Origin of the sequence: Burkholderia sp. AU30280, from assembly GCF_020420125.1 — a bacterium.
GTDB lineage: Bacteria > Pseudomonadota > Gammaproteobacteria > Burkholderiales > Burkholderiaceae > Burkholderia.
Genome location: NZ_JAIZRY010000013.1, coordinates 233760 through 247983, shown reverse-complemented (window position 1 = coordinate 247983; position 14224 = coordinate 233760). Strand labels below are relative to the sequence as shown.

Here is a 14224-nt window from a genome sequence, read left to right as displayed (position 1 = left end):
CGCCGGCCTCGCGCGGCATGCCGCCGCCCCCACGCGCGCGGCCCGGCATGCACGGCGCGCCGCGCACGCCCTCGCCGGCCTCGCCGCCGCCCAGCCGGGCAACGCCGAACTGAAGTGGCTGATGGCCGCCTTCGCCGACGTCCACGTGCTGCTGCACACGTACGCCGCCTATTTCACCGCCGTTCCGGAGCGCGCCCGCGATGCTCAGTGAATTCCCGCTGGCCGGCATCTACCTGCCGCCCTTCTTCGTCTATGCGTGCGCGACCGTGCCGCTTTACATGGCCGTGCGCGCGCTGCTCGCCCGGCTCGGCGTGCTGCGCCGCGTGTGGCACCCGGCGCTGTTCGAGTTCGCGATTTCGCTCGTGCTGGTCGCCACGCTGATCCTCTACTTCTAGCCCCTCGTCGGAACGTATCGCGTCATGTCGCTCAAACCCCTCATCCGCTCCCTGCTGACGCTCGCCACGGTGGCCGTCGCGATCGTGCTCGTCGCCGCGCTCTGGCATGCGTACGTGCTCGCGCCGTGGACGCGCGACGCGCGTGTCAGCGCGCACGTCGTGCGGATCGCGCCCGAAGTGTCGGGCACCGTCGTCGAAGTCGCGGTAGTCGACAACCAGCGTGTCGCGAAAGGCGACGTGCTGTACCGGATCGATCCGCAGCGCTTCGCGCTGGCGGTGGAGCAGGCCGAAGCGCAGGTCGCCGCGACCGCCGAGGCGATGCGCCAGAAGCGCGACGAAGCGCAGCGGCGCACCGGCCTCGACGATCTCGTGCCGCGCGAGGACATCCAGCGCTCGAGCCGCGCGGTGGCGATCGCGCAGGCCGAGCACCGCAAGGCGCTGGCGGCGCTCGACGTCGCCCGGCTCGACCTCGAACGCACGACGCTGCGCTCGCCGGTCGACGGTTACGTGACGCAGCTGCGCCTGCGTCACGGCGACTACGCGGTCGAGGGCAAGCCCGGCATCTCGGTGCTCGACGCGCACAGCTTCTGGATCACCGGCTATTTCGAGGAAACCAAGCTGCGCCGCATCTCGACGGGTGCGCCCGCAACGATCCGGCTGATGGGCTTCGATCCGCTGCTGAGCGGGCACGTGACGAGCATCGGCCGCGGCATCGCGGACGAGAACGGCACGCTCGACGAACTCGGCCTGCCGGCGGTCAATCCGACCTTCAGCTGGGTGCGGCTCGCGCAGCGCATCCCGGTGCGCATCGAGATTGACCGGGTGCCGGCCGGCGTGCTGCTGGCGGCAGGCATGACGTGCAGCGTCGAAGTCGGCGAACGCGGACGCGAGCGCACGCCGCGCGGCCGGCTCGCGTCGTGGCTGCACGCGTGGATGTGATGATGGCGACGATGCGATTCCCGCTCCCTGCGCTGCGTGCGACACGCTGCGCGTGCACCTTCATCGCGGCCTGCACGTGCGCGCTGGCCGCCTGCACGACCGTCGGCCCCGATTACGTGGCGCCGCAGCCCGCGCACCCGCCCGGCTGGAGCGCGCCGCGTGACACGGTCACCACCGATCCCGCGCAGTTGCAGAACTGGTGGCGCACGTTCGGCGACGCACGGCTAGATGCGCTGGTCGACCAGGCGATCGCGCACAACCAGGATCTCGCGATCGCGCGCCAGCGGCTGCTGCAGGCGCGCGCCGAACGCGACCAGATCGCGAGCCGCCTCGGTCCGACCGTCACCGCGGGCGGCAATGCCGATGCGTTACGTTCGTCACGGGCGCTCGACTGGCCGCCCGGGATCGGCCAGTCGCGCACCTACCGGCTCGGCTTCGATGCGTCGTGGGAACTCGACCTGTTCGGCGGCACGCGACGCGCGGTCGAATCGGCCGACGCGCGGATCGATGCGCTCGACGACGATCGCCACGCGATCCTCGTGAGCCTGCTGGCCGAGCTCGCGTCGGATTACGCGGCGCTGCGCGCGACCCAGGAGCGGCTGCGGATCGCGACGGACAACGTCGCGAGCCTCGACGCCACGCGACGGCTGACCGAGCAGTCGAACCGGCGCGGCCTCGGCACGTCGTTCGCAGTGGCGCAAGCACGTGCCGAGCTGCAGCTCGCGCAGGCGACCTTGCCGCCGCTGCATCAGGACGTCGCACAGCTCGCCCACGCGATCGGCGTGCTCGTCGGCGGTTTTCCGGAAACGCTGCGCGACACGCTGAGCGCGCCCGGCGCGACCCTGCCGGTCGCGCCCGCACTACCCGTCACGTTGCCGTCGGACGTGATCCGCGAACGCCCCGACATTCGCGCCGCCGAACGGCGGCTTGCCGCCGCGACCGCGCAGATCGGCGTCGCGCGCGCCGAGCAGTTTCCGCATTTCGCGATCCCGCTGAGCCTCGGCACCACGGCAAGCCTCGTGCAGGACCTGTTCACGGGCGCGAGCGTCGCCTGGTCGGTCGCACTCGACGGCACGCAGACGCTGTACGACGGCGGCCGCGCGAAAGCCGGCGTCGACGCCGCGCGCGCGGCCGCCGAGGCTGCCCGGCTGGCATACGAGCAGCGCATCCGCGGCGCGTTTCGCGATGTCGAGGACGCGCTGGTGGCGATCGGCGCCGCGCGCGACCGGCAGGCCATGCTCGCCGCGGCGGTCGACAGCAGCCAGGATGCGCAGTCGCGCGCGACGCGGCTATACCGCAACGGCCTCGGCGAATACCTGTCGGTGCTGACGGCGCAGCGCGCGACGTACCGCGCACGCGATGCGCTCGCACTCAGCCGGCTCGCGCAGGTGCAGGGCGCGATCGCGCTCTACAAGTCGCTCGGCGTCGGCTGGCGCGACGCGCCGCCGGTTGCGCAGGCCGACGCGCCGCCAGCGAACGCGAATTGAACGCCGCCACACGGCGCCCCGACGCTTCGGCGTCGCCCATCCACCGGAGTAATCCCGATGCCCGCTCTCAATCCGAATGATTTCGCGTTACACGACATCCATCGCTTTCCGGTCTGCGTGTTTCGCGCCGAACACGCGACGCCGGGCTACGCGCCCCGCTGGGAAGGCGAGATCGACGCGCTGATGCGCCACGGCGAGCCGTTCGTGATCGTCTACGTCGAGCTCGATACCGACGAGAGCCACGACGACCGCAAGCATCGCGCGGTCTGGCTCAAGCAGAACAAGGCGGCGCTGGGCGCCGTCTGCAAGGCGCTGATCAGCGTCGAACCCGATCCCGACCGGCGCGCGGAAGTCGCGGCGCAGGGCGAAGTCGCCGTCAAGGCATTCGGGATTCCACATCATGCGGTGGCGTCGTTCGAGCAAGCCGTCTCGCTCGCCACGCAACTCACGCGGCAGCCTTCGGGGAACGAAGCACGGCAGGCCGGACAACGGGCATGATGCGGCCGGTGCGCCACGCCGCGTTGAATTCACCACCGACACGAGGGCCGGCATGCGCTATCCCACCCTGACGATCACCGGCTCGCACACGCTTGCGTCATGTCCGTCGCGGCTCCCCGATCCCGGCGAAATCCTGTTGTGGCGACTGCGCGGCGAATGGCAGCTCATCACCAGCGAGCGAGGCCATCTCTACCTGTCGAAGACCGAACTGCGGCGTGCCCGGTCGCATCCGAATCGCGCGCACGGCCGCCGCTTCGCGATCGGCCGGTCGGCGCTGCGCGCGATCCTGGGGACGCTGGCCGGCCGCGCGGCCGACGAGCTGACGCTGGTCGACCGCGATGCCGACCATATCGCGGTCGCGGGCTGCGACGGGCTGGACGGGCTCGACGTCGTGGTCGGCCATGCCGGGATCTGGATCGTCATCGCGATCGCCCGCGGCCCGATCGGGCTCGGCATGGCGCAGACCGGCGCGCTCGCCGATCCGGCATCGCGCGACCAGCTTCGGCTGGACAGCATCTCGAATGCGTGCGGGACCGGACACGGCGCCACGCTCGATGCGCTGGCGCCGCTCGCGGGGGCATTCCGCGAGGTCGATACGCCGCATGCCGGCCACTGGCGCCTGCTCGATATCCCGCTCTCCGGCCTGACCTGCGCGGCAACCCTGGCCGCTCGCCAGATGGATCGAATCCATGCGGTGGGCTGGCGCGGCGAGCGGAAGAACTGGCTGGCCGATCGCGATCGGCATCTGCGCGCGGCAAAGGTGCGCGCGGCGGCCGCCTCGGTCGCGGCCTGACCGGCCGGCTTCGAAGCCCTCGCGTCGCACGCCTGCACGACGGCCGCCGTCGGCATCGCCGACGGGTGTCGTTCATGGGAGCGCACGAAGGTTGCCGGTTATGGGAGCCGGCGGATTCAAAGCGAGGTAGCGGCCCTGCCGCTTCCGCCTTCCTCCCGCATGGCTTTCTCCTCCATCAAACCTCCATCTTTCCGCACAAAAAACTCCATCGGGCGCACGCACACTGCGATCCGACAATGCGGGCCGTTGGGTGCCTGCGTCTCATGGAGTCCACATGAAAAATCAGAAACGAGCCTGCTACGGCGCCGTGTGCGCGCTGGTGGCGGCGATGCTGGCGGGCTGCGGGCCCTCCGAACAGCAGGCCGCCGCGCCGGCCACCCCGGTTGCGGCGATGACGCTGGCCGGCGCCCCCCTCGACCTGACCGAAGACCTGCCGGGCCGCGTCGCGGCCGTCCGGATCGCCGAGATCCGGCCGCAGGTCAGCGGCATCGTGCAGCGGAGGCTGTTCGAGCAGGGCACGGAAGTGCGCGCCGGCCAGCCGCTGTTCCAGATCAACCCGGCGCCGTTCAAGGCCGACATGGACACGGCCGCAGCGGCCCTGCAACGCGCGGAAGCCGCGCTCGAGCGGGCCAAGGTGCAGACCACCCGTCTTAAACCGCTGGTCGAGGCCGACGCGATCAGCCGTCAGGTGTACGACGATTCGGTATCGCAACGCGATCAGGCCGCCGCCGACGTCGCGCAGGCCCGTGCGACGCTCGCCCGCCGCCAGCTCGACCTGAAGTTCGCGACCGTCGAGGCGCCGATCACGGGCCGCATCGACCAGGCCCTCGTGACCGAGGGTGCGCTGGTCGCGAGCAGCGACAGCCAGCCGATGGCGCGCATCCAGCAGATCGACCAGGTCTACGTGGACGTGCGCCAGCCGGCTGCGTCGCTCGAATCGCTGCGCGGCGCGCTTACGGCCCAGCCGGACACGGCGGGCAACGGGCTGCCGGTCGACGTGCTGCGCGACGACGATTCGCGCTACGACGTGAAGGGCCGCATGCTGTTCTCCGGCGTCAACGTCGACCCCGGCACCGGCGACGTGCTGCTGCGCGTGCTGGTCGACAACCCGAAACGCGAGCTGCTGCCGGGCATGTACGTGCGTGCCCGCATCCCGCGCGGGCATTTCGACAACGCGCTGACCGTGCCGCAGCAGGCCATCGTCCGCGCAGGCGGCAAGCCGCAGGTGTGGGTGCTCGACGCGAAGAGCCAGGCCCACCTGAAGGCCGTCGAATTGGGCGAGCTGACGAACCGCAGCTACCGCATCAAGTCGGGGCTGCAGGCGGGCCAGAAGGTCGTCGTCGAAGGCATGGAGCGCCTGATCGACGGCGCGGCCGTGACGGCGACCGCATGGAAGGCGCCTGAAGCGGTCAAGACCGCTTCGTCGCACTGAGTCACGGGGAGCCTCCAGTCATGTCCCAATTCTTCATCCGGCGCCCGGTCTTCGCGTGGGTGATCGCCCTCTTCATCATCCTGCTGGGCCTGATCGCCATCCCCGAACTGCCGGTTGCGCGCTATCCGTCGGTCGCGCCGCCGACCGTCACCATTACCGCCACCTACCCGGGCGCCACGCCGCAGACGATGAACGACAGCGTGCTGAGCCTCATCGAGCGCGAGCTGTCCGGCGTGCGGAACCTGCTGTACTTCGAATCGGCGTCGGATACCTCCGGCCAGGCGAAGATCACCGCGACCTTCAAGCCCGGCACCGATTCGGCGATGGCGCAGGTCGAGGTGCAGAACAAACTCAAGTCGGTCGAGCCGCGCCTGCCGCCCGTCGTGCGGCAAAACGGCGTGATCGTGGAGTCTGCCTCCACGGGCTTCCTGTTGTTCGTCGGACTGAAGTCCGACAGCGGCCGCTACGATGAAAACGCGCTGGCCGACTATATGGCGCGCAACATCGTCGAGGACCTGCGACGTGTCGAAGGCGTCGGCAAGGTGCAGCTGTTCGGCTCCGAACAGGCGATGCGCATCTGGGTCGATCCGCAGAAGCTGATCACCTACGGCCTGTCGATGAACGACCTGACGACGGCCGTCAGCCAGCAGAACGTGCAGATCGCCCCGGGCAGCCTCGGTGCGGCGCCCGCGCTGCCGGGCCAGCGCGTCACGGTGCCGCTCACCGCGCAAGGCCAGCTCACGACGCCGGAGCAGTTCGCGAAGATCGTGCTGCGCGCGAATGCGAACGGCTCGAAGGTCGTGCTCGGCGATGTCGCGCGGGTCGAACTCGGCCCGCAGGCGTTCACCTTCGTCAACAGCGAGAACGGCAAGCCCGCCACCTTCGCCGGCGTGCAGCTGGCGCCGGGCGCCAATGCGGTGAAGACCGCCGAGGCCGTGCGCGAGCAGCTCGACATGATCGCCAAGACCATGCCGGCCGGCATGACCTACTCGATCCCGTTCGATACCGCGCCGTTCGTGAAGATCTCGATCGAGAAGGTGATTCACACGCTGATCGAAGCGATGGTGCTCGTGTTCCTGGTGATGTACCTGTTCCTGCAGAACGTGCGCTACACGCTGATCCCGGCGATCGTCGCGCCGGTGGCGATGCTCGGCACCTTCACGGTCATGCTGATGACAGGCTTCTCGATCAACGTGCTGACGATGTTCGGCATGGTGCTCGCGATCGGCATCATCGTCGACGATGCGATCGTCGTCGTGGAGAACGTCGAACGCCTGATGGTGGAAGAAGGCCTGTCGCCGAAGGACGCGACGATCAAGGCCATGAAGGAAATCACCGGCGCGATCATCGGGATCACGCTGGTGCTGACGGCCGTGTTCCTGCCGATGGCGTTGTCGAGCGGTTCGGTCGGGGTGATCTATCAGCAGTTCACGATGTCGATGGCCGTGTCGATCATGTTCTCGGCCCTGCTCGCGCTGACGCTGACGCCGGCCCTGTGCGCGACGATGCTCAAGCCGGTCGAGCATGGCCACCACGAGAAGCGCGGCTTCTTCGGCTGGTTCAACCGCCGCTTCGACCGCCTCACGCAATGGTACGAGACGCGCGTCGGCCGGCTGGTCGGCCGCACGGGCCGCGTGATGCTGCTGTTCGTCGCGATTTCCGCCGCGCTGGTGTTCGGCTTCCGCATGCTGCCGTCGTCGTTCCTGCCCGAGGAAGACCAGGGCTACTTCATGACCGGCTTCCTGCTCCCGGCGGATTCGACCGTCGAGCGCACCGGCGACGTGGTCAAGACGCTCGAGAAGCATCTCGCATCGCGTCCGGGCATCGAATCGAGCATCTCGATCATCGGCTACGGCTTCTCCGGCCTCGGCTCCAACGCGGCACTGAACTACGCGGTGCTCAAGGACTGGGACAAGCGCGGAGACGCAACCGCGATGGACGAAGCGATGCGCGCGCAGGCCGCGATGGGCGGCGTGACGGAAGGCACGGTCATGAGCCTGTTGCCGCCCGCGATCGACGGGCTGGGCACCAGCTCGGGCTTCACGATGCGCCTGCAGGATCGCGCGAACCAGGGCTACGCGGCGCTCAAGGCGGCCGAAACCAAGCTGCTCGAACTGGCCGCGCAAAGCAAGGTGGTGACCGGCGTCTATCCGGACAGCCTGCCGGCCGGCACGAGCGTGAAGCTGGACATCGACCGCGACAAGGCCGAAGCGCTCGGCGTGTCGTTCACGACCATCAGCGACACGCTGTCGGCCGCGATGGGCTCGACCTACGTGAACGACTTCCCGAACGCGGGCCGCATGCAGCAGGTGATCATCCAGGCCGATGCGCCGGCGCGCATGCAGATCGAGAACGTGATGAAGCTCTACGTGCGCAACGCGACCGGCGGCATGGTGCCGCTGTCCGAAGTGGTGCGTCCGGTCTGGTCGGAAACCCCGCTGCAGATGGTGCGCTACCAGGGTTATCCGTCCGCCCGTATCTCCGGCGGCTCGGCCCCCGGCTACTCCAGCGGCGCGGCAATGGCCGAGATGGAGCGTCTGGCCGCGCAGTTGCCGCCGGGCTTCACGGTGGCGTGGACCGGCCAGTCGCTGCAGGAGCGCGAGTCGGCTTCGCAGGCGCCGATGCTGATGGCGCTGTCGATGGTCGTCGTGTTCCTGGTGCTCGCGGCGCTCTACGAGAGCTGGGCGATTCCGTTGTCGGTGATGCTGGTGGTGCCGCTCGGCCTGATCGGCGCACTCGGCGCCGTGATGCTCCGCGGGCTGCCGAACGACGTGTTCTTCAAGGTCGGGATGATCACCGTGATCGGCCTGTCGGCGAAGAACGCCATCCTGATCGTGGAGGTCGCGAAGCAGTTGCGCGAGGAAGGCATGGGGCTGATCGAGTCGGCCGTGCAGGCATCGAAGCTGCGTCTGCGCCCGATCCTGATGACCTCGCTCGCGTTCGGCCTCGGCGTCGTACCGCTGATGATCGCGACCGGCGCGAGCGCCGAAACGCAGCACGCGATCGGCACCGGCGTGTTCGGCGGGATGGTGACCGCCACCGTGCTGGCCATTTTCTTCGTTCCGGTTTTCTATGTGTTCGTGATGAGCATCCAGGAACGTCTCTCGGCATGGCGCGCATCGGGCAAGCAGCCCGCCGCCGTGACCCACGAACATGAAGGTTGATGCCATGCGATTACTCATTCTTTCCGCCGCGGTGTCCGCCGCTCTCGCGCTGTCGGCGTGCTCGATGGCGCCGAAGCTGGTCAGGCCCGAGATGCCGGTGCCGACCGCCTATACGACCGCTGCCGCGGCCGACCCGCACGCGAACGCGGCCGATCTCGGCTGGCGCACGATGTTCGGCGACCGTCGCCTGCAGCGCCTGATCGAGCTCGCGCTCGAGAACAACCGCGACCTGCGCCTGGCCGCGCTGAACGTCCAGGCCGCGGAAGCGCAGTACGGCATCCAGCGTTCCGCGCGCCTGCCGTCGATCGGCGCCGGCGCGAGCTTCACGCGCCAGCGCACGGCGGCCGACTCGCAATCGAACCCGCCGCTGCTCGAAAACACGCAGAACCAGTACGGCGTGAACGTCGGCGTCAGCGCGTTCGAGATCGACCTGTTCGGCCGCGTGAAGTCGCTGTCCGATGCGGCGTTCGCGCGCTACCTCGCGACCGATCACGGCCGCCGCGCCGTGCAGATCGCGCTCGTCGGCTCCGTGGCCAACGCGTATTTCGCCGAGCGCCTCGCGCAGGAACAACGCGCGCTGTCCGAACGCACGCTGAACGACTGGCGCCAGTCGCTCGATCTCGCACGCCGGCTCAAGCTCGCGGATCAGGCCAGCGGCGTCGACATCGCGCAGGCCGAAGGCCAGGTCGCGAGCGCCAGCGCCGATCTCGAGGCGCGTTCGCGCGCCGTCGAGCAGGCGAACAACGCGCTGCGGCTGCTGGTGGGCACCGACCTGCCGAAGACCCTGCCCGACCCGCTGTCGCTGGAACGCCAGCCGGTGATGACGCAACTGCCGGCCGGGCTGCCGTCGGAGTTGCTGTACCGCCGGCCGGATATCCAGCAGGCCGAGCAGAACCTCGTCGCCGCCAACGCCGATATCGGCGCGGCGCGCGCGGCGTTCTTCCCGCGCCTGTCGCTGACCTCGTCGATCGGCTTCCTCAGCCCGGGGCTGGGCAGCCTGTTCGACGGCGGCCAGCGCGTGTGGAGCTTCGCGCCGCAGGTCACGCTGCCGATTTTCCAGGGCGGCCGGCTGCGTTCCGAGCTGACGCTCGCGGAAGTGCGCAAGTCCAGCGCGGTCGTCGAGTACGAACGCGCGATCCAGACCGCGTTCCGCGAAGTGGCCGACGGCCTCGCCGGGCGCGAGACCTTCAGCCGCCAGATCGACGCGCAGACGAAGGTCGTCAAAAGCGCCGAGCGCCGCACCGATCTCGTGAACCTGCGCTATCGCGCCGGCATCGAGGATCGGCTGGAGCTGCTCGACTCGCAGCGGCAGCTGTATGCCGCGCGCCAGGCGTTGCTGGATCTGCGCAACGCCGAACTGAACAACGCGGTCGCGCTCTACAAGGCGCTCGGCGGCGGGCTGATCGACACCGACGTGCCGCCCGCCGACAACGTGGCGAACAACTGAGCCATGAGCCGTCGCCGATCCGTTCGCGACGACTGAAAGCACGGTGAAGTCCGGCGGCGCACGTGCCGCGCCGCCGGCCCGCCTACCGGTCACGCTCACTTCCAGTGAACCCGATGAACCCTCTGATACTCATTGCCGAAGACGATCCGGAGATCGCCGACATACTCAACGCCTACCTCGCCCACGACGGCTTTCGCACCTACCGCGTCGGCCACGGCCAGGCCGTGCTCGACGTGCAGCCCGTGCTGAAGCCCGACCTGATCCTGCTCGACGTCAGGATGCCGGAGAAGGACGGCTGGGAAGTCCTGGTCGAACTGCGACGCCGCGGCGACACGCCGATCGTCATCATCACGGCGCTCGACCGCGAGATCGATCGCTTGCAAGGGCTGCGCTTCGGCGCCGACGACTACATCACGAAGCCGTTCAATCCGGCCGAGGTGGTCGCGCGCATCCGTGCGATCCTGCGTCGCGTCGAAACGGCCGCGTCGGGACGCTTCATCAAGGTCGGCAACCTTGAAATCGACACGCAAAGCTACCTGACCACGGTCCGCACGAACGCCGGAGAAACCGGCGTGTCGCTGACGCTGACCGAATTCCGGCTGCTCGCGCACCTGGCCGGCTCGCCGAACCGCGTGTTCACGCGCAGCGAACTGATCGACGCCTGCCTCGCCGACGTCGATGCGCTGGAGCGTACCGTCGACAGCCATATCAGCCGGTTGCGCAAGAAGCTCGAATGCGCGGGCGCGTCGGGGATGCCGGAGGTGATGCGCGGCGTCGGCTACCGGCTGCGCAGCACGCAGTGAACGCGCGTCATGGATCGCGGCGGCGTGTGGCGACGATCTTCGGTCTCCTGACGGTTGCTGTCGGGCTGACGATCGCCGATGCAGCGTTCGTCGCGTACGGCCTGATTCATGCGGTCTGGTTTCCCGCGACGAACGGCGCACTCGCGGCCGTGATTCGCGAGACACCGGACTACCTGGTACTCGCCGCGTTGCTGCTGGCCGGACTGGTCACGTCGGTCGTCGATCTGGTCAAACTGCTGCGCGCGCCGCGCACCCGTCGATGAACACGCGAGTCCTGTCACGTCGCGTATGGGAGCCATCCATGGGAACTCGAGAAGGTAGCCGATTATGGGAACCGGCTACCTTGAAGCGACGCCCGACGCGTTACGCGCGCCGCCGGTAAGTGCCCGGCGTGCTCCCGGTCCAGTGCCGGAACGCGCGATGGAACGCACTCGGATCGTCGAAGCCGATGTCGGCGCCGATCGCCGCGATCGTGTCGGGCGTGTCGGTCAGCCGCTGGATCGCGATGTCGCGCCGCAGTTCGTCCTTGAGCACCTGGAACGTCGTCCCTTCGGCAGCCAGGTGGCGGCTCAGCGTGCGCACCGAGCAATGCAGGTGCTCGGCCGCCTGGTCGATCGCCGGCAGGTCGGGCAACGCTTCCGACAGGTACTGCCGCACGCGATGGCACACCAGCTGTTCGCTGAACGATTCGAAGATCCAGTCGCCCGGTGCGCGCGCAAGGAACTTGCGCAGGTTGCGCTTGCTCTGCCGGATCGGCGCATCGAGGTAGTCCGCGCTGAAACGCATCAGCGTGCGCTCGCAATCGAATTGCACGGAACCGGTGAAGAAGTACAGGTGATCGACCGCATGGCGCGGCCGCGGGCACGCGAACTCGATCCGCAGCAGCGGGATCTTCTGCCCGATCAGCCAGGAGCACACGCCATGCACGAGCTTGAGCATCAGTTCCTGGCCGAGCGCGCCGATCGGGCCGATGGCGTCGTTCGGCCGCAGCAGCACCTGCGCGACGAGACCGTCGCGCTTCGATTCGACGAAGAAATCGTCGAGCAGGATATGGAAGAATTGCCCGAAACGATGCAGCGCCGTTTCGAGGTTGCGCGCATCGAGCAGGCTCAGGCACAGGTACTTCAGCGTGCCGCCGCGCAGCGGGCGCGAGAAGATGCCGGGCATCTCGTCGTCGAGGTCGATCGCGAGCGTGCGGTACAGCGTCGAGAACTGCTCCTCCGTCACGCGCGCATGCGGCTCGCCGAGCAGCTCGATCGGGATGCCGGCCCCGCGCAGGTAGCGCTCGACGATGTCGCGCTGCACGCCCGCGCTCGCGAGGAAGCCGTTGACGAGCGAGATCGGCACCGTCGCGCTCGGCGACGGCAGCGCACGCCCGGGCTGGGCGGAAAGTGAATCTGAACCGGTCATCGCGTCCCCGTCGATCGAACCGCTCGCATTGTACTTGAGCGGCCCGCACGGAGCCTTCCGGGCCCTCGGCGCGCCGGGTGCTGCGCGGCGCGCCGACGCCATCAGTCGGTGCGGCTGAGTTCCCGGCGCAGGATCTTGCCGACGGTCGACTTGGGCAGCCGGTCGACGAAGCGAACGAGCTTCGGCACCTTGTAGCCCGCGAGGCTCTGGCGGCAATGCGCGACGAGTTGTTCCTCCGTCACGTCGGCATCCTGCGCCAGCACCACGAACAGCTTCACGGCCTCGCCGGTACGCGCGTCCGGCACGCCGATGCAGGCGCATTCGGCGACGCCCGGCACCGCGGTAGCCACGGCTTCCACTTCGTTCGGGTACACGTTGAAGCCCGACACGATGATCATGTCCTTCTTGCGGTCGACGATCCGCAGGAAACCGGCTTCATCGAACACGCCGACGTCGCCGGTGCGGAAATAGCCGTCGGCCGTGAACGCGGCCGCGTTCGCGTCCGGTTTCCGCCAGTAGCCGCCCATCACCTGCGGCCCCTTCACGCAGATCTCGCCCGCGTCGCCGATCGCCACCTCGTTGTCCTGTTCGTCGAGCAGCTTCACGTCGGTCGACGGCAGCGGCACGCCGGTGGTGCCCGTGAACGCGTCGATCGACTGCGGGTTGAACGACACGACCGGCGACGTTTCCGACAGCCCGTAGCCCTCGCGGATGAAGTTGCCCGTCACCGCTTGCCAGCGCGACGAGATCACGTCGATCACGGCCGCGCCGCCGCCGGCCGACAGCTTCAGCCGCGACCAGTCGACTTCCGTCAGGCGCGGATGGCCGGCGAGCCCCGCGTACAGCGTGTTCACGCCGACGAACACCGTCGGCCGCGCGGCCTTCAGCACGTCGATGAAGCCGTCCATGTCGCGCGGGTTCGCAACCAGCCAGTTCTGCGCGCCGATCGCGAAGTAGGACAGGAAGTTCACCGTCAGCGCGAAGATGTGATACAGCGGGATCGCCGTGACGACGACCTCCTCGCCCGGCGCGCGCGCGGCCGGCACGATCGCCCCGAACTGCTCGATGTTCGCGACGAGGTTGCGGTGCGACAGCGCGGCGCCCTTCGACAGGCCGGTCGTGCCGCCGGTGTACTGCAGCAGCAGCAGGTCCGCGCCGCCGAGCGCGACCGGTTCGAGCGCGAGCGATTCCCCGGCGGCAATGGCATCCGCGAGCGGGATCGAACCGGGCGGCAGTGCGTCGCACGCGCCGGCCGGCGCATCGACGACGCCGAGATCGCCGCGCCCGACGCTCAGCACGGTGCGCACGCGCGTGCCGCCGACCACTTCGGCGAACGTGCCCATCGACCCGCCGCACACCACGGCGACTTCGACGCCCGCGTCATCGAGCTGATGCTCGAGTTCGCGCGCCGTATAGAGCGGGTTCACGTTGACCTGGATCGCGCCGATCTTCGCGACGGCGATGAAGACGACCGGAAACGCGAGCACGTTGGGCAGCATCACGGCCACGCGATCGCCCTTGCGGACGCCCGCGACCTGCTGCAGATACGCGGCCAGCGCGGTCGACAGGCGGTCGACGTCGGCATAGGTGAGCGTGCGGCCATACGAGTGGAACGCCGGCTTGTCGGCGAACCGGCGCATCGCGTCGTCCAGCAGCGCGCTGACGGAAGGAAACCGATCGGGATCGATCTCGGCGGGGATCGCGCCATATGACGCGGTCCAGTGTCTCTTGATCATGTAGGTATCCTTGTGCGGCCGGCGCGCAGGCTTCGCGCATCGCGGGAACCGCTCCCGGATCGATGCTGGCGCCGCTCGGTCGACACCCCGTGCCGCTTGGGCGCAGGTCGTCTCACGAAG

At 69.0% G+C, this 14224-nt stretch carries 13 protein-coding genes; 11 read left to right on the top strand and 2 right to left on the bottom strand.

The genetic code is table 11. The features are described from left to right. From LGN17_RS27655 to LGN17_RS27605, 11 genes are all read left to right on the top strand, one after another. Positions 1–211 (top strand): hypothetical protein (locus LGN17_RS27655; RefSeq protein ID WP_226199986.1); only part of this gene is annotated, 211 nt, incomplete at its 5' end. After that, positions 201–395 (top strand): DUF1656 domain-containing protein, encoded by a 195-nt coding sequence (locus tag LGN17_RS27650; RefSeq protein ID WP_089429479.1) that lies wholly within the window; start codon positions 201–203, stop codon positions 393–395. The genes LGN17_RS27655 and LGN17_RS27650, both read left to right, overlap by 11 nt. A gap of 24 nt (positions 396–419) precedes the next feature. After that, entirely contained in the window at positions 420–1334 is a 915-nt protein-coding gene (locus LGN17_RS27645) for an HlyD family secretion protein (RefSeq protein ID WP_226199984.1), read from the top strand. A gap of 11 nt (positions 1335–1345) precedes the next feature. Then, positions 1346–2821, top strand: a complete 1476-nt coding sequence (locus LGN17_RS27640; protein ID WP_226199982.1) for an efflux transporter outer membrane subunit — start codon at positions 1346–1348, stop codon at positions 2819–2821. A 57-nt stretch (positions 2822–2878) separates the two neighbouring features. Then, a complete protein-coding gene (locus tag LGN17_RS27635; protein WP_226199980.1) occupies positions 2879–3319 on the top strand; it encodes a hypothetical protein in 441 nt (146 codons plus the stop codon). 52 nt (positions 3320–3371) lie between these two features. Beyond that, positions 3372–4112: a hypothetical protein gene (locus tag LGN17_RS27630; protein WP_226199978.1), complete on the top strand. Its 741-nt coding sequence runs from the start codon at positions 3372–3374 to the stop codon at positions 4110–4112. A gap of 274 nt (positions 4113–4386) precedes the next feature. Beyond that, positions 4387–5544: an efflux RND transporter periplasmic adaptor subunit gene (locus LGN17_RS27625; protein WP_226199976.1), complete on the top strand. Its 1158-nt coding sequence runs from the start codon at positions 4387–4389 to the stop codon at positions 5542–5544. Between the two features lie 20 nt (positions 5545–5564). Beyond that, a complete protein-coding gene (locus tag LGN17_RS27620) occupies positions 5565–8708 on the top strand; it encodes an efflux RND transporter permease subunit (protein WP_226199974.1) in 3144 nt (1047 codons plus the stop codon). 4 nt (positions 8709–8712) lie between these two features. After that, positions 8713–10155 (top strand): efflux transporter outer membrane subunit, encoded by a 1443-nt coding sequence (locus LGN17_RS27615; protein ID WP_226199972.1) that lies wholly within the window; start codon positions 8713–8715, stop codon positions 10153–10155. 113 nt (positions 10156–10268) lie between these two features. Then, on the top strand, positions 10269–10958 hold the full coding sequence (locus LGN17_RS27610; protein ID WP_226199970.1) for a response regulator: 690 nt from the start codon (positions 10269–10271) through the stop codon (positions 10956–10958). Between the two features lie 26 nt (positions 10959–10984). Next, the gene (locus tag LGN17_RS27605) at positions 10985–11221 is read left to right on the top strand and encodes a hypothetical protein (RefSeq protein WP_226199968.1); all 237 of its coding nucleotides are present in this window, start codon (positions 10985–10987) and stop codon (positions 11219–11221) included. Between the two features lie 100 nt (positions 11222–11321). Here LGN17_RS27605 and LGN17_RS27600 read toward each other — a convergent pair whose 3' ends face one another. Continuing rightward, positions 11322–12470: an AraC family transcriptional regulator gene (locus LGN17_RS27600; protein ID WP_226199966.1), complete on the bottom strand. Its 1149-nt coding sequence runs from the start codon at positions 12468–12470 to the stop codon at positions 11322–11324. Beyond that, positions 12470–14104, bottom strand: coding sequence for an AMP-binding protein (locus LGN17_RS27595; RefSeq protein ID WP_226199964.1), 1635 nt, complete (start codon positions 14102–14104; stop codon positions 12470–12472). The genes LGN17_RS27600 and LGN17_RS27595 overlap by 1 nt, the downstream gene beginning before the upstream one ends. Positions 14105–14224 lie beyond the last annotated feature (120 nt).